We start from the raw sequence: 16491 nt of genomic DNA, 5'->3' as shown, positions 1-16491 counted from the left end.
TCTATGCGCTGAGGCGTCGCCAGGCCACCTTAAATAGTATTTTGAGCACGGCTATTTTGCCAAACGGAATTTACCGTCAGCATTTGCAACAGTGCTTGACAACGCTACAAAGCGACATGGCGCTAGCCTGCCTTTACTATCAAGTGGCGACTTCAGAAGAAGCGATTTCTCTAGATGCTATCTCTGCCTACAAGCTTGAGAGTTTGGGGCTAATCTGCTTTGAGAGCGGCTTAGTCAAGCCTAGTTGCGATCTGTATCGGCGGTATTTTGGCGAGCAGTTACAGGCGATCTGTCGCTGAGGAAAGCTAAGGAAGCGTATGCGATATCAGGTGGGCGGTACGCTAATCGCCAATGATCCTACCTATGTAGAAAGGCAGGCGGATAGCGAGCTGTATGAAGCGCTGCGATCGGGAGAATTTTGCCATGTGCTCAGCTCTCGGCAGATGGGAAAGTCGTCTTTGATGGTACGCACAAAGTATCGACTCCAGCAGCAGGGCGATCGCGTTGCCACGATTGATCTGACCAACATCGGCAGCGAGACCGTCACCCCTACCCAGTGGTACAAAGGACTTACCGCCGAGCTATGGGCAGGCTTCGACCTATTTGAGGTCACTGACTTGCAAGCCTGGTGGAAACAACAAAGCGATATCTCTTTGCCCCAAAAGCTCAGTCAGTTTATCTCTGAGCTTTTGTTGGATCGCTATCCTCAATCTAGCTTTTATATCTTTTTGGATGAGGTAGATGGCGTCTTGAGTCTGCCCTTTGCGGTGGATGACTTCTTTGCCCTAATTCGCTATTGCTACAACCGCCGAGCGGTGGATCCTCGCTATCACCGGATTGCCTTTGCGATCTTTGGCGTAGCAGCGCCGTCTAATTTAATTCAAGACAAGCAGCGAACGCCTTTTAACATTGGTCAGTCGATTTCACTGACTGGGTTCTCTCTGGCCGAAGCGCGGCCCCTAGCCGCCGGACTCAACCTGCCGGGTGCCAGTGCTCAGCAGCTATTGGCAGATGTATTGAAATGGACCAGAGGACAGCCTCTACTGACTCAAAAGGTTTGTCGGCTGCTACTAGAAGAGCAGGCACATCTGTTAACCTGCAGGGCCGATAGTAGCTGTTCTCCGACAGACTGGGTGGATAGAACAGTTTGGACACATCTGATTCAGCATTGGGAGAGTAATGATGAGCCAGAGCATCTGAGAACTATTCGCGATCGCATCTTCTATCAGCCAACGATCACTAGCCGCATTCTAGGAACCTATCAGCGAATATTGGCCGAACAGCCCATCCAGCTTGACCATAGCCTAGAGCAAACAGAACTGCTGCTCTCTGGATTAGTCACTCACAGATACGGCCAGCTCATGGTTAAGAACCCCATCTATCAGGCCGTATTTAACGAAAGCTGGGTCGCTCAGCAGCTAGCTAAGCTTCGACCCTATGCCGACTCGTTTGAAACCTGGGTAGCCAGTGGCCAAGCAGAGTCGGCGTATCTGCTCAAAGGGCTGGCCTTAAAAGAGGCGCTAGCTTGGGCTGAGCAAAAGCAGCTCAGTGATCTAGACTATCGATTCTTGAAAGCTAGTCAGCTACAGGCGCAGCAGCAGATCGAAGGGCAGCTAGTAGCAGAGCAGCAAAAAAGAGTGCAGGCTCAATTTGCCCTGCACTCTGTTAGACAGGCAAATCAACTACTCGCTAGCGTACAGCGCGCCAGCCGCCAGTGGGCCAAACGGCAGCGGCCCCCGCGTAAGTGGATAGCAGTTTGGGGGAGTGGCGTCACCCTCCTGCTGCTAGTGCTGCGGCTAGGCGGAGCCCTACAAGGCTTTGAACTCGCGGCCTTAGACCTTTTCTTTCAGCTCCGTCAAACGAGCCTGCCGATCGATGCCAGAATTACCCTGATCACCATCGACGAGCGCGACTTGCAGCAGATTGGCCGTTTCCCTGTACCCGACGGCATTCTTGCCCAGACGCTACAGTCGCTAAATGCTCAAGCGCCTCGGCTGATCGGCATAGATCTTTACCGAGATTTGCCCGTCGAGCCTGGCCATCGTCAGCTTTCTCAGCTATTAGCAGAGATGCCGAACTTAGTTGGCATCGAGAAGATAGTCGGTAGCCAGGTCGCGCCCCCTAGCGCTTTAAAAGCAGGCGATCGCGTTGGCTTTTCTGACCAGGTATTAGACGATGATGGCAAAGTCCGCCGGGCGTTGCTGACAGTACGCGATCAGGCCGGAATGCACGAAAGTTTGGCGCTAAGGCTCGCGATCGCCTACTTAGAGGAAGAAGGCATCGTGCCTTCCCCAGTCGCAGATCGGCCCAATACGCTACGGCTGGGCAAGGCAGTCCTTCGCCCTTTTCGCCAGTATGACGGCGGCTACATTCGCGCAGACGACGGTGGCTATCAGCTACTGCTGAACTATCGCGGCCAACTGCACAAGTATCAAACCTACTCTATCCAGCAGGCTTTGGCAGGAGAGATTCCTGAACAGAGAGTGCGCGATCGCGTTGTCCTAATTGGCTCTACGGCTGAAAGCGTCAATGATTTGTTTCAAACGCCCTTTAGCCGCCGCTGGTTTTACCCGGTGCGCTCAGTGGTCAAAGCCGTGAGCGATGCCAGCGCCGATGTATCACCTAGCGCGGCGGTTGGAGGCATGGCGGGTATTGCCATTCACGCTAATATCTTGAGCCAGCTACTTTCTAGCAGCTTAGACGGATGGCCAACCCTGCAGACACTGCCTGAGGGCTGGGAATGGTTTTGGATCTGGGCTCACGCCTGCGTAGGCGCGGCGATCGCCTGGTGGCTAAAAGACTTTTGGCAAATTGTCGTTGTAGTTACCCTGGGAGTAGTGGCGCTGCTAGGCGGCAGCTATCTCAGCTTTCTAGCGGGCTGGTGGCTACCGTTACTACCGGGGATTTTGGCATGGACAGTCGCCGCTCTGTCCTTTCCGTGGCTAGCGACCCAGCAGCTCAAACAGCTAACGCTAAAGCACACACTGCGACAGCTAATCAAAGCTGAAGCAGAGCAGCCAGCTGTAGGTCAAATTGCTTTAGAGTATTTAAAACAAACAGAAAGTGAAGAGCATCAGGGTCTAATCAACGCCTGGTTAGAAAAAAGGCAGTCTTAAAGAAGAGATAGTCTACGCTTTTGATTTCCGTCAAGTCTTCTTTTATAGCGATTCTGCAAATTGCTATCACTCAGCTTGCTATAGCTCAGCGCTAGCCTGGCTTTCATCTGTCAAAACGGCTTGCCAAAGCGACTGTAGCTGAGCGTCGCTAGGATGCGATCGCGCCTCTTTTGCCAGAATAGCCAACATTTCATACCAATAGCCGTTTTGGGCATACCACTGAGCCTGTTCTATCGGTGGCTGACTTACTTGGGGCTGGCTAGCAGGTGGTTCAGTGCGCTGCATCCAGCCGCCGAGCACAGGATCATCTGGCTCTACGGTTTCCCCGCAGACGATCACTAGCTGCCATCGGTAGTTGTCTCCTACGGTGAGCGGTGCGAACGCTAGAGGAAATGGAAAGGCGGCAACATCACCTGCCGGGATAGGTAGAAAAGCTCGCTCGTAGTAAGTACCGGCTTCATTGGTAACCACTAGCACAGCTTGAGTAGCAGAGGTCTCAGGAAGCTGTGCGAATACGGTAGGATGGGCCGCTAGGGTAAGGCCAAAGTTACGCGCAGGCATGAGCGGATGAATAGCCGGTTCATTAGCCGCACAAGCGCCGCCATCTCTAGACCCTGCGCCGGACGTATCGCGGGGAGCACCATCTCCGGGGGGCTCAAATCCATCCCAAAAGATAATTTGCTTGGGCGAGGCGGCAGCGCTAGCAGCTCGCTTTGAGAAACTCTGCGGCGGGCTAAATAGAGAGAGTGCGATCGCAAAAAAGCTTATTCTCAGTGTCCAGGAACACCACTGAGGTAACAATAGAGACATACTTCAACACAGTAGGGGGCATACAGAATTTGTGCAACCTTTAGCGCCGTGAGCTTTCACACAGAACCAAATCGCACTTTCTATTCTATTTATACTGAAGCACTCAGTGGTTTCCAGGACTGTCTCTAAACTTTAAGAGACATTAGTCATCAGTGAATAAAGACGTTTCTTATAGATTTACTTCAGCGCATCCAATCGGCTGTCGTGAACGTAGCGCTATAGCAGTCTGGAGATGCCGATGCTCTTATCAGAAACTACCGTCATTAGAAACTACCGTCATTAGAAACTACCGTCATTAGAAACTATAAGAGTCTTGAGTCAATAAGAGTCTTGAGTCAATTATCCATGAATCTAGAAGGTGCGTTAGCTAATACGTATTTATCATCAGCATTGAAGCGTAGACTTGATCGCTTGCTGCTGAAATCCAAGCATTTTAAGTAAGACAAAAAAGACGCAGTCCCGTTTTTTTAACGGCTGCGCCTGTTTGCTTTGAGTCAGGTATCTAGATCGCTCTAGAAGTTTACTTAGAAAAGTCTGGAAATTCTAAGTTTATTTTGCTTGGATCGTACCGAACGAAGCGGACTGTTTCAGCTTCTACATCGCTAGTTGAGACTTCTTGTGTCACTATGCTGCCATCGGTAGCTGTTTGCTCCGTTTCTTTATAGGCGCTTTTATCGACGCCAAATACTTCCCAAGTCATATCAGTAGGAGTGAAAGTTGCGATCGCATATCCATTCACCTCAGAGTTAATATCTTTGATCTGAGGATTGAACGTTCGTACTGCTTTCGAGATTAGATCAACTTTCGACGGCGGCTCAGTCTTTTGAGAACTCTCCTCCTGCGAACTCTCTTCACCTTTCCACCAGCTAATCAGACTATCTGCCATCTCCGATGCGCCGCTAGCGACTGTTCCTAGTACGCTTTGATCTATTGAAACGTCAGCAAATTCGTGCAGGCCGGGCGACGTGATGGCTGGGGTCATAAATTCAACGCCCGCTAGTCGGCTGTAGTCCAGGTTCATCTTATTTAACTTGCCCTCAAATTCAGTCTTTAAATAAGAGATTAGCGAGGTATGCATATCGCCTGTCAGGACGACAAAGTAGCTAGCATTTTCACTTTTATTGTGATCGTTTTCCGCTTCCTTGACAGCCTGCAAGATCTCGTATCGCTCTGCTACGAACCCATGCCAATCATCGTATTTTTCAGCGAATCGGTTCATCAGCTTAAATAGCATCAAGGATATCAGCGTTTGATTTCCCCATACTTTCCATTGCGCCTCTTTATCTTTCAGGCCGGTTTTTAGCCATTCTTTTTGAGCTGGCCCGAGCATGCTTGGCTGCTGAGTAGAGCTTGACTCCGGTTTGCCAGGTAGGTCGTCCTTGCTAGTTACTCCATCCAACTGCGGGCGATCGCGATAGGAACGGCTATCACTCAAAAGGAAATTTACCAGCTTGCCAAACTTAAAAGATCTATACAGCCGATAGTGATTCGGATGATCTTTAGGAAAAGACCGATCGATGATAGGCCGGTAGGGAACATACTCGCGCCATGCCTGTTTCCCATTTCGACATAGCGTCATCATCGCTTTATTTTCATTTTCCTGAATAGCTGCTAGCTTCTCTTGCGCCTGCTCTGACGGTAGATTTGCCTCTTTTACCGCTTTTCTTTTTTGCTCAAACTTTTTGTATATCGAATGGGATGGATTTGCGCCCGCCGTATTCTGTTCATAGTTCCAATAAAAATCATCTGCCAGTTCGTGATCGTCGAGCATAATCATCCAGGTATGGTTTTCCATCGCTTTTTGAAGCGCCTTGTCTTTCCGATAAGTTTGATAGATCTGACGAAAGTCTTTTAGAGCGTAGGCGCGATCGCACCCTTCATAACCGTCTTCACCCTCCTCAATTCTAAATGTCGTATCTTCAAAAGGAATCTCCTCGCGGTAACGTTTGCCATAGCCCTTAGGATACTGAGAATACTCGTAGGCAAAGTCTCCTAAATGAACCACAAAATCAACGTCGGCATCGGCTAGTTTATAAAAAGCATTGAAATAACCACTGCTATAGTCATTGCAAGTAACCACAGCTAAACGCAGGCTTTTAAGATCCTCATCAGGGTCAGGCAGGGTCCGACAGCGGCCAATCTGACTGACTACGCCGCCATAATTAAATCGGTAGAAGTATGATTTATTCGATTCGAGCTCTTTAACATCTACATTCACCGTATAGTCTCGGTCGGCTCCAAATTGTGAAGGATCAACCGTGCCAGACTGTATAATGTTACGAAAATCTTTTGTATCTGAAACCTCGTAGCCTAGCGACTGCTGATTATCAGGCAGTCGAGTCCACAAGATCACGCTGTTTTCAGTCGGATCGCCCGAAGCTACTGAAAGCTGGAAGACCTTTTCTGTTTGAACGCTAGCTTGAGAGCTGTTGGCGGAAACGCTGTTGTTTTTTGAATTGTCCAGACTGGAAGTACTAGGCTTGGCAGCACTAGGCTTAGCAGTACTGGGTCTAGAAGCACTTTCTACAGGAACCAGCGACCAAACATCTCGCTTTGCTTTATCTGTTGTGATATAGCCTTTGTACTTAGAATCAGCTACTAGATACTGCCGATAAGAAACGTTGCGGATCAAAAGTCCCTCATTCGCATCAATACCGTCTCTGCCTGAGGCTTTGGCAATCTCCCACCCTTGTTTACGCTTGTCATAGTTGTCTTTCCAATAGTAACAGTCTCGACTATCGGTGAAAGCGCCTAAAACATTCTTTCCATTCAATGATGATTCAGTCGAGACGATTTTCCAAACTGTTCCTCCTTGGGGGTTGCGCTGCTGAATGAACTTAAGCTTGATGGCGGCTTTCTTATGTCCTAGCTGCGGCCAGTTATATCTTCCTTGCTCGACGCCAACTACGTACTGATTCGCGCTGACGTTTTTGAGATAGAAAGTACTATTATTGTTAATTGGCATTTTACCGATCTCTTGAATGCTTGAATAATCTGTCGCTTCATCGCTATTTGCTCTTCGCACGATAGGCTCTAAGCTGGTACTAAAAGAGGCTGGTACTAAAAGAGGCTACAGCGACACTCAAAAAATCGTGGCACAAAGAACAGTCAAATACAGCAGGTTGTAAGAGAAACTATATGAAAACCACCCAACACAGCACTTTAGACACTGTCTGGGTGGTAATAGGAGAGTAAGTAGGTTTTGTGGCAGTAAGTGATGAATGTGATATTTTTGCCAGCTTCAATTAAAGCAGTTGACAATATCAATTATTAGTATTGACTGCCTGATTTTCGGTGTTGGACAGCAGTGACGCCTTCAGCTTCTAGCACATCTCCGGTTTGGACGGTGGCATAGACGATATGGTGATCGCCGCAGTCTATGTGGCCTTGCACTGTGCATTCTAGATACGACAGCGCCTCTTCTAAAATCAGGCAGCCATTATCACCGACTCGATGTTCAACTTGGCTAAAGTCGCTGGTCGCCTGCGGAGCGCTTTGGCTGCTGGGCTGAAAGTGCCGCCTGATCGAGCGTCCTTCTTTTAGAAGATTGAGCACAAAGGGCGTATTGGGCTGGGCTAGGTGCTGAGCGGCATTGTTGGAGTCAATGGCCATCATAATACCGGGTGGGCTAAACGTGGCCTGCGATATCCAGGTGACCAACATACCGCTGTGGCGATCGCTGTGAGGATCGCTAGAGCGAGTGGTGAGCACACTGATAGATCCAACAATTCGACCGACTGCCTGTTCTGTGCGTCCAGCCTGGACTTCAGTAATCGCCTGCCGGGGTGCTTGCTTTTTCTTCTGCTTTCGTAGCTGTTGGGCAAACTGAATGCCCGCGTCCTGGCAGGCTTGTAGCGTTTCAGGTTGGGGGCTAAAGCGCACCCGCAGCGTTTCAAAGCCAAAGCGATAGTTATGATCTGCTAGCTTTTGCTCCAGCATATCGATGGCTTCTCCGCTCCAGCCGTAAGAGCCAAATACGCCTGCCAGCTTAGTTTTGACGGCTGAGGAGAGCACTGTACCTAACGCGGTTTGGATCTGCACGGGCGCATGGCCAGCCAAAGTCGGTGAGCCAATAATAAAGCCGTCGCTCGATTCAACGATTCGAGTAAGTTCTGCTTGTTCAACAGATTCGCAGTTAATCAGTTCGACGGCAATATCAGATTGGATCAGTCCTCGGGCGATCGCATTGGCCATGATAGCGGTATTGCCATAGGCCGAAGCGTAGAGTAAGGCAACGGTTAGACTCTGCTGGTGCTGCTGCTGGCACCACTGGCGGTAGTCATCTTTCAGGCGGCTAAGGCTGTAGCGCACTAGCGATCCGTGCCCAGGGGCCAAGCACTTGAGCGACAGCCGATCGATCCGATCTAGGGCCGTTTCTACCTGCTTAGTTTGGGCGGCGTGAAGACAGTCGAAATAGTAGCGCCGATCGGTTTCGAGCGATCGCCAATGGTCATCAAACAGCGATTCATCACAGACGTGAACCCCAAACAGCTTGTCACTAAACAGTGTCTGAGTCAGCGGATCGTAAGTACATAGTCCGTCTGGCCAGCGCGGGGTAGGCACAGTCAGCAGATGCAAGCAGTGCCCTTGACCCAAGTCTAGATCTGACCAGGGCGGTAAAATAGGCTGGATTTGCAGAGAATTCTCGCTATTAGGGTTGTCGTCAGGCAGCGCCAATTTAATCGCTTGAGCAGCGGGCCGAGAACAGACGATAACGGCCTGAGGCTGCTGTTCTAGTAGGGCAGCTAGAGTCACCATTCGGTTGGGATTGATGTGGCTAACCACAATATAATCGAGTGGTGCTTTCTCTAAGTAAGGTTGAATGGCTTGGAGAAAGATAGTTGTAAAAGAAGCCCCTGGTGGATCGATCAGGGCCGTGCGATCGCCTTGAACCAGATAGGCATTGGCAGTGGTACCCTGACGGCGGCTGTACTCTACCTCGAACTTAAGCCTCTCCCAAGCACGCGATCTAAACACCGTTGTATCTGGCCCAATAGTGGCAATCTGCACATCACGCGCAGCCGACCGAGAAGCGTCTGTTGTAGTAGAGTCTGCTGTAGAGGGTTGAGGTATAGAAGATTGAGCTGAAGCATCCTGAGATATCGAGGAAGGCTGAACTGTTGGTGATAGCATAGAGCATCCTAATAGAGATTCTATAGAGTCAGTTAGGCTCAGTGAATATGGCCTCAGTGGAGGCAGTAAGCATGTTCAGCTAAAGACAAAATTGAAGCGATAGAAGAATAAACAAATACGGGTCAGTCGATGATGAGAGAGTTAGTAGTGGTTACCTGCTTTGCGGTGATGCACGGCTGTAATTCCCTCTCTTTTGGCGACTCGTCCGGCCTGCACGGTGGCATAGACAATCATATGGTCACTGCATTCATAGCGGCAGGTGACATCACACTCGATGTAGGCCAAAGCCTGTGCCAAGATAGGCGCGCCGTTCGTAGCCGGATAAGTTTCTACGCCCTCGAATCGATCCGCACCTGGTGGGAACCGCTTGAGAAAGTGCTTCATTAGCGGCTGATAGTGGCCTTCTTCGAGGATATTAAGCACAAAGCGATCGCCACTTTGCAAGATCGAATCAATCGCTCTGTCTTTGGCTACAGACATCGCAATCCCTAAGGGTTCAAAGCTAGCCTGCATCACCCAGGAAGCGAGCATGGCCCCAGAGACATCGCCTTTTTGGGCGGTCACGATATAGAGTCCACCGCTAAGCCGTCCTAGTGCCCGGTTTAGATGAGAGTTTACCTGCTTGCTCTGCTGTACAGTTTTATCTTTGTTGAGCTGATGGCCCAGGTCAACCCCCGCTTCGTAGCAAGTCTGGTCGGTAACTTCGCTGGGCGCTTGCTTGATAGCGATCGGCGGAAAGGCTTCTTTTAAACCAATGGCCTGGAGCTGATTACGCAGCGGGTAGATCGGTTCATCCTGGCCACCACCCGTCTCAAATAAACCAACAGATTGTTTCTTGTTAACAGAGGTTAGCAGCGTGCTCAGGGCAGGATGCATGCCGACGCCTTGCGCCTGCTGAGGCGGCATACCCACCACAATGCCATTAGCACTACTGGCGATTGCTCGCACTTCATGAGCATCGGCAACTGACATCTCAACTAGCTCTATATCAATGCCTGCCTTGGTGATGCCTTCGGCAATCGCTTTGGCCATGCGATCGCTATAGCCATAGTCTTCCATATAAAACAGAGCAACAAATGTCTCTGCTTTAGTCTGATTCTCACTCCAGCTACGATACTGTTCTACCCAATCTTCTCGATGCCGTTTCAGCAGAGGGCCGTGTCCGGTCGCGATTAGATCGATCGGAAACTTAGCAATTCGCTTGAGTGCCATCAGCACCGAGCGAGCATTGGGGCCCATCAAACAGTCATAGTAGTATTGAAAATCTTCCTGAAGTAAGTGGGGCGACTCGTCTAGCAGCATATCGTCACAGTAGTGCATGCCAAAGACATCGCAGGTATAGAGCACACGAGTGAGTGAGTCATACGTGAAAATAGTATCGGGCCAGTGCAAATTGGGTGCAGAGACAAATGACAGCTCATGCCCCTTGCCTAGATCTAGCGTGTGCCCGCTTTTGACTACCAATGACTCGAAAGGCTGGTGAATCATATTAGTGAGAAACTGAATAGCCACTTTAGAGCCCACCACTACAAGGTGAGGAGCCCAAGCCAGGATATCGGCAATCAGGCCGCTGTGATCTGGCTCGGTATGGTTCACAATCAGATAGCTCACCGTTTGCGGGTCGCAATTTCGGATCATGTCCTCCATATACTGATCGCGAAACTTACCGTGAGAGGTATCGACTAGCGCAGTCTTTTCGCCGCGAATGATAAAAGAGTTATAGGTCGTGCCGTTTTTCAGCTCAAACTCAATGTCAAACCGATCGCGATCCCAATCTAGACAGCGCAGCGCTGTAGTATCAGCGGCGATCTCGGCGGTTTGAAGTGTGAGGCGTGATCGCGACGGCGTTGAACGGGATGTAAGCGAATCGGCGGTATCAAAACGAGCGGTATCAACTAATGCAGCCATCGAACTTCTCTCCTACGCAGCGGAGCAATTGTTTACTTATTGATACATTCATCTTGTCGTAAGGTAAGAAGTCTGTAAAATGCTAATCTCAAAATAATCTCATAAGCTTAGGTTATATTTTGAAGTTAAAGCAATAAGCTAAATGAATTCTATGATGCAGATTTGATATAAGCCCTTGTGTTTTTCTCACGTTATGTACGGCTTTTCTTTATTACAGTTGCATTGATGCTCAGACCAGCCTTACTTTCAAAGAGCTATTGCTCAGATATCTAAAAGAAAGATAGTGTTTATCTAATCTCATTCAAACAAACGTGGCTAGAAGGCTGCGCGAGCACGAATGAGCATGTTATCAACAGAGTTCCTTTGCTCGGAGTCTAAATTATTGTTAGCAATTTGTTGGAGCCGATCAAATCCTGCTTGTTTTGCCTGGTCATCTTCTAACCAGGTATAGCTGCTAGCTAGACGACTAATTATATGATCGCACTGTTCTTGACATAGGGTGCTATCTGTTTCTAACTGCTGTATGGCTTCTATTAGCAACCGCTGCGCTGCCGCGTAGTCTTCTCTCCTAGCCGCCGCCTGGGCGAGTCTTGCGAGCTGTCCTGGTGTATCTAACGGATCGAACTGTACTTCTTTGAAAAAGCTCTCTAGTATAGCTAGCCGCTCTCGTGCTAGCTCGTTATCCGTTGTTTGAACGTAGCCTTCTACAATACCGTCTATGCCTGCATAGCCAGAGGTAACATCAGAAACAACAAGTCCAGCGTCTCTCAACAAAGGCAGCTGATCGAACATCTGTTGAATCGTCTCTTCTTGGGCAGAAACATCTCCCATTTCTGTATGGATTTGAAGGATTGCACCTAGCATGTAGAGAGAATCACCAAATGCCTCTGTGGTGATTGCCAGCGTTTTCTCTGATTTTTCAGCGTTCCCCATTTGCTTGTAGGCGATCGCGATCGCTCCTAGCGCTGATGTAGGCCCAATCGGATCGACAGAAGACAAGTCATCTATCGCAAGCTGTTTCAGATCCTGCAAAGCTTTCTCTGCAACGTCTTTGTCTTCTACGTGGCCGTAGGCACTAGCTACCGCCGCTACAATGTACCCAGTCTCCTCACCATCGCGCACTATGTCCATTGCTTGTGCCGCTAGGGCCGCTGCCGCCGCCGCGTTGCCTTGGTTACTCTGTGCAATCGATAGCTGACTTAACGTTTTTGCCAGCCGACCGCTAGAACGACCGACGCCCTCCGTTTCACCTTCAGCCTCTACTAGCACCATAAGCCGAGAAAGACCTTCTTCAGCCACCATCGGATCCTCTAGCCGATCGTAAGCCTGGGCGACTAGTCCAATACTAGAAATAGAGCCGCTGCTATTTTCTTTACTTGCCAGGGCTTCTAAATACCCTACGGTCTGCGAAAGTGTAGACGCAGCTAGCTGATGATTTTCTGTAGCGCTATATGCTTCTGCAATATGAATCAGATGAGTTGTCCGAATTTGGTTGCTCGAATCAAGCACTTGAGCTAGAAGATTTTCAGCAGCTTCGATTTCTCCAATCGCAATGTAAGTAGGAATGATCCTAATGGGAGAAAGAGCACTTGACTCACTCTCTTGTGCGATCGCAACCGCTCGCGCCAACAGCTCAACAGCTAGAGTTTGTTCACCTAGCTCGCTGTAAGATCGAGCGAATCTACGCAGCAAACGAATTTGGTCACTATCATTATCTTCGCTATCGTCACTGTCAAGCGTTGAGACAGCAGCATCTAGTCGATCGATCTTCTCTTCGACCGTTAGTGAGGCTAATTCTGTTGGAGATGATTCTGTAAAGGGCTGTCCGTTCTGGAGAGAGCTTATGGTCGCAGGTGAAGGCTTGGCCTCGGCATAAGCAGCCAGAGGAACTCCGCTGACGCTTAGCGCAAGCATGCCGCTTACAATCAGTTTGGACACTTGTTCAGCATCTAGGTGAAGCGGACGTCTTGAGAACAGAAAATTCATAGGATATAGTCAGCGAAGGCTATAACGTAAGTTACAGGGACTGTGCCGAGCGTAAGTGCAGGTTTCAGAAATTGAAACAGCTCACGTATAGCGCTCGCTAGCCAATTCTACACACTCATAGCTCTATACACAGATAATAAAAAGGCTGAGTCCTCTACCTAGCAAGAGACTCAGCCTTACAAGTGTCTAATAACTGCTGATGCAGACCGTTTAACGGTAATTAGACAACAAGACGCTAACTGTATAAAAACGGATTTCCTAGCAATCGTAGCTACGGCATTCTAGCGCTTCAGGATTTTCAGCACAGTAGTAGTCGAATGAGTACTGGCAGGAAGGAACAGGTTGATGGGATTTAGCAGTTTCTAGCTCTTCAACTGTCTCCCAGGCGATCGCAACATCAGCGCTCTGGTAACCATACATATGAGTCAGACGACGAGCATGTTCTAAGGCGGCCTTCAGTCGATTGTCAAAGGTGGATGTAGAAGGTTGAGCTAAAGGATTAAAAGTAGGAAGCGTTGTTCTTTGTGCAACAGCAACATTAGTCATAGCAGTCACCTAACTAAGAGATTTGTTTCAAACTTATAGACAGTCTATCTATAGCCTAAGCAGATGACAACACTATAAACATATAAGTTTAATCTATGAATCATTAGTTTTTCTTAACTTGTTAGTTTCGAGTAGGTCTACAGCCAGTTGCCAATAAGTACAAAGGGAGCCCAGTAGTAAGGATGAGTATAGTTAGTACTGTGCAAAAGCGATAGTTGTGATCGCCTGAGTGCTTCAGCACGCGAGAGTTGAGGCTGTCTAAATGCTTGATAAAACTGGCTCATCAGCTCCGCAGTCGATCGATCTTGCACTGACCAAAGAGAGGCAATTGTGCTTCTAGCCCCTGATCTGACGGCGATACCGGCCATACCAAGCGCGGCTCGTTCGTCTCCTTTAGCAGTTTGACAGGCGCTAAGCACTAGCAGCTCAATTGGCGTTTGTAGTTCGCGCTGCTGTAGCAACCGTTCTAGCGCTTTGATTTGAAGGCGATCGTTCCAGGTAAGGATAAAGGTATCTTCGGCCTTGGAGCTGAACTGACCATGAGTGGCTAAATGCACAATAGAAAAGGGAATCTCTTCTATTTCTTGAGTAAGCTTTGAGCTAGTGAAATCAGAATTTAACAGTATCTCTGCTGGGAACTGAGCTTTGATCTGAGCGACTTCTGTATCGACTGCGGGCAAAGCGCTAAAGCCTTGCCGAGCATCTGTCAATCCGCCCGCTAATACTTTAAGCGGCTGATTAGTCAGCTTGGAAGATTCAAATAGCTGCAAACCTGGCGTCAGCGCTATGCCATATTTTTCGATTAGAAACTGAGTGCCATCGTGTAAAACGGCCATAGGCACGCTGCGAAGATAGCTATCAGGAACAAAAACTAAGCTTTCAATCTTCTGCTCTGTGAGGGCTGCTTCAGCCGGACGAATCAGCCAGTCGTAAAGCTGCTGGGCCGGCGGTAATACTTCCGCTGCGGGGAAAGCTGGATTAAGCGACTGACGCAGCGCTTGAAATGTTGTTGTGCCTAGCTGATCAGGGAGGGGATTGCCGTAGTGCGCTAGAGGTTGATTAGGAAGAGAGAGAATGACTTCTAGGCGATCGCCTAGCACAATTGGGTAGATCACCGCAGCTTGTGAATCGATTTGATCGATCGGACGGGGCGCATAGGTCAAGCAGGCTTCTCGAAAAAAGTTTTCTAGTTCTGCAAGCTGAAGCGATTCAACCGTGTCTCTAGATTTTATCAGTCGCTGCTGCTGCTGCTGCGCGGGTAAATTGTCTACATCTTGAAGCAACAGGGCAACTAGCTGGCGGTAAACGGGCTCTACCCGCTGCTGAAATGAGAACTGGGCGGCTGAATCGAGCGAAACCAAATCCTGATCGAGCGATTCTAGAATTACAACAGATTGACTATAGGCGGCGATCGCATCTTCTACAGCCCCCTGCGCTTTCAGAATTCTTCCTTTTTGCCACTGCCAGCTAGCGACAATTTCATCCGCTTGAGCCTGCTGCGCTTTTTGCAAAGCCTGATTGGTCGATGCCAAAGCTTCTGACCATTGCTGTCTCTTCTCGTAAGCTCTGCCGAGCTGCCCCAAGGCATAAGATTCACCGCGCAGATCGCCCAATGTGCGAGATTGTTGGAGCGTGTTAGTTAATAGTGGGCGTAGCGGAGGAGAGTAAGCCGGAGGAATATCTAAAAGTAGGGTCTCGGCGAGATTAATTTGGGCGTAGAGACGCCAGCGGCTAGGTGGAAAGGCGAGCAGGCGCGATCGCACTATTTCGAGCAGAGGCGTAGCTGCTGTCCACTTTTGCTGGTTGACGAGTAGGCGACTTTGGTTGAGGGCAGTTTCTAGCCAGATGCGAGAATTAGGCTCTGCAATCTCTAGAGCTTGCTGGTAGGCAGTTTGGGCCGCTTCTAGATTGTCGTTAGCTTGAGCGGTATTTCCCAGCTGAAAATGAGACTGGGCAATCGCTTCGATATCATTGAGCTGCCGCGCGATCGCCAAGCTTTCAGCCAAGACAGCTTCCGCTGCTTCCAATTCGCCCAAGTCTCTAAAAGCAATGCCAACTGTCTGTAGAGCTTGAGCTTTGAGCACAGAATCAGGCTGAGTTAATAGCGACTGCTGAATCTGGGCAACGAGCTGCTGCGCCCGCACATAGTAACCTAGCGATCGCAGCGCCTGAACTTGATTGATTTGGCTAAGCAAAATGCCTGTGCGATCGGCCTGCTCTCGGTAATGCTGTTCTGCGGCTTGCCAGCTAGCCAAGGCTGAGTCGAATTCGCCCTGATGAAAGTGCTCTATACCTTGATCGATCAAAGCGGTTAGAGACCGCTGCTGAGTAGCTTGAGTAGGGGCGGACGCTGATGCCTGAAGAACAGGCGCGCTTTGGCCGATGGCTGTCATAAGTACCATCAGGCCGCAGGTGATTAAAAGCAAAGCGCCATAGCGTAGTAACTTTCTCATTTCAGTTTATTGTTGCGCTTCTACTAGTAGAACAATCAACTGCTGCACGAAAAGGGTCTGCTGAAGGCGTGATTAGTTGAACGCGGCCTTGAGCGTCCTTCTGCCAGCCTTGCGCCTCTACAACCGGTGCCAAGTCAATAGATGCTAAATTCGCTGACCCAGATGCTGGCCCGGATACCGCTAACTCAGAGACTGCTAACTCAGAGACTGCTAACCCAGAGACTACTGGCTCAGATATCGACATCACAGCCGACTCAAGCTGCCGCCCGTCTCGCAAAACATTTTGCCCTTGCAGCATCTGCCTAGGGTCAGTGGGTAGGCCGCCTCTACCAGTAACCACCAGTGAATCTGTGTCTTCAGCCGGCACGCAGCGAGCGGTCACCTGACGATCTGGCTCGGTTTGCTCAGGCAGGTCTACAGGAATAGGAGAAAGAAAAGGATCGACTAGCTCAATGTTCACCTCACCGTCTAGTCCAGCGGCAGAGCTGGCGGTGATATCGCTATTGGGCGTCAAACGATCTTGGAACTCAATCCCAAAT

The 16491-nt window shown here is 49.4% G+C and carries 9 protein-coding genes and 1 pseudogene; 2 read left to right on the top strand and 8 right to left on the bottom strand.

What is annotated here, in order from left to right; translation table 11 throughout:
• Window positions 1–299 (top strand): AAA-like domain-containing protein (locus tag IQ256_RS24295; RefSeq protein WP_193858275.1); only part of this gene is annotated, 299 nt, incomplete at its 5' end.
• Between the two features lie 18 nt (window positions 300–317).
• Window positions 318–3116 (top strand): CHASE2 domain-containing protein, encoded by a 2799-nt coding sequence (locus tag IQ256_RS24290; RefSeq protein WP_193858274.1) that lies wholly within the window; start codon window positions 318–320, stop codon window positions 3114–3116.
• Window positions 3117–3194: 78 nt separating this feature from the next.
• Here the strand turns inward: IQ256_RS24290 and IQ256_RS24285 are convergent, their stop codons facing one another.
• From IQ256_RS24285 to IQ256_RS24250, 8 genes and pseudogenes are all read right to left on the bottom strand, one after another.
• A complete protein-coding gene (locus IQ256_RS24285) occupies window positions 3195–3926 on the bottom strand; it encodes a DUF928 domain-containing protein (protein ID WP_193858273.1) in 732 nt (243 codons plus the stop codon).
• Between the two features lie 520 nt (window positions 3927–4446).
• A complete protein-coding gene (locus IQ256_RS24280; RefSeq protein WP_193858272.1) occupies window positions 4447–6891 on the bottom strand; it encodes an alkaline phosphatase in 2445 nt (814 codons plus the stop codon).
• A gap of 305 nt (window positions 6892–7196) precedes the next feature.
• Window positions 7197–9059 carry a diflavin flavoprotein gene (locus IQ256_RS24275; RefSeq protein ID WP_193858271.1) on the bottom strand — a complete coding sequence of 621 codons (1863 nt, stop codon included), beginning with the start codon at window positions 9057–9059 and terminating at the stop codon, window positions 7197–7199.
• 141 nt (window positions 9060–9200) lie between these two features.
• The gene (locus IQ256_RS24270; protein WP_193858270.1) at window positions 9201–10967 is read right to left on the bottom strand and encodes a diflavin flavoprotein; all 1767 of its coding nucleotides are present in this window, start codon (window positions 10965–10967) and stop codon (window positions 9201–9203) included.
• A gap of 315 nt (window positions 10968–11282) precedes the next feature.
• Entirely contained in the window at window positions 11283–12953 is a 1671-nt protein-coding gene (locus IQ256_RS24265; RefSeq protein WP_193858269.1) for a hypothetical protein, read from the bottom strand.
• 258 nt (window positions 12954–13211) lie between these two features.
• Window positions 13212–13499 (bottom strand): Calvin cycle protein CP12, encoded by a 288-nt coding sequence (locus IQ256_RS24260; protein WP_193858268.1) that lies wholly within the window; start codon window positions 13497–13499, stop codon window positions 13212–13214.
• A 137-nt stretch (window positions 13500–13636) separates the two neighbouring features.
• On the bottom strand, window positions 13637–15952 hold the full coding sequence (locus IQ256_RS24255) for a CHAT domain-containing protein (protein WP_193858267.1): 2316 nt from the start codon (window positions 15950–15952) through the stop codon (window positions 13637–13639).
• Window position 15953: 1 nt separating this feature from the next.
• A pseudogene (locus IQ256_RS24250) lies at window positions 15954–16491 on the bottom strand (hypothetical protein); the annotation flags it as partial.

This window comes from cf. Phormidesmis sp. LEGE 11477, assembly GCF_015207105.1.
GTDB lineage: Bacteria > Cyanobacteriota > Cyanobacteriia > Phormidesmidales > Phormidesmidaceae > Phormidesmis.
This window is presented reverse-complemented; position numbering and strand designations above follow the sequence as displayed.

Excerpts from the sequence above, each read along its gene's own strand:
- IQ256_RS24260 (WP_193858268.1), bottom strand. The coding sequence starts at position 13,499 with ATGACTAATGTTGCTGTTGCACAAAGAACAACGCTTCCTACTTTTAAT.
- IQ256_RS24270 (WP_193858270.1), bottom strand. The coding sequence starts at position 10,967 with ATGGCTGCATTAGTTGATACCGCTCGTTTTGATACCGCCGATTCGCTT.
- IQ256_RS24290 (WP_193858274.1), top strand. The coding sequence starts at position 318 with ATGCGATATCAGGTGGGCGGTACGCTAATCGCCAATGATCCTACCTAT.
- IQ256_RS24265 (WP_193858269.1), bottom strand. The coding sequence starts at position 12,953 with ATGAATTTTCTGTTCTCAAGACGTCCGCTTCACCTAGATGCTGAACAA.
- IQ256_RS24275 (WP_193858271.1), bottom strand. The coding sequence starts at position 9,059 with ATGCTATCACCAACAGTTCAGCCTTCCTCGATATCTCAGGATGCTTCA.
- IQ256_RS24285 (WP_193858273.1), bottom strand. The coding sequence starts at position 3,926 with ATGTCTCTATTGTTACCTCAGTGGTGTTCCTGGACACTGAGAATAAGC.
- IQ256_RS24280 (WP_193858272.1), bottom strand. The coding sequence starts at position 6,891 with ATGCCAATTAACAATAATAGTACTTTCTATCTCAAAAACGTCAGCGCG.
- IQ256_RS24255 (WP_193858267.1), bottom strand. The coding sequence starts at position 15,952 with ATGAGAAAGTTACTACGCTATGGCGCTTTGCTTTTAATCACCTGCGGC.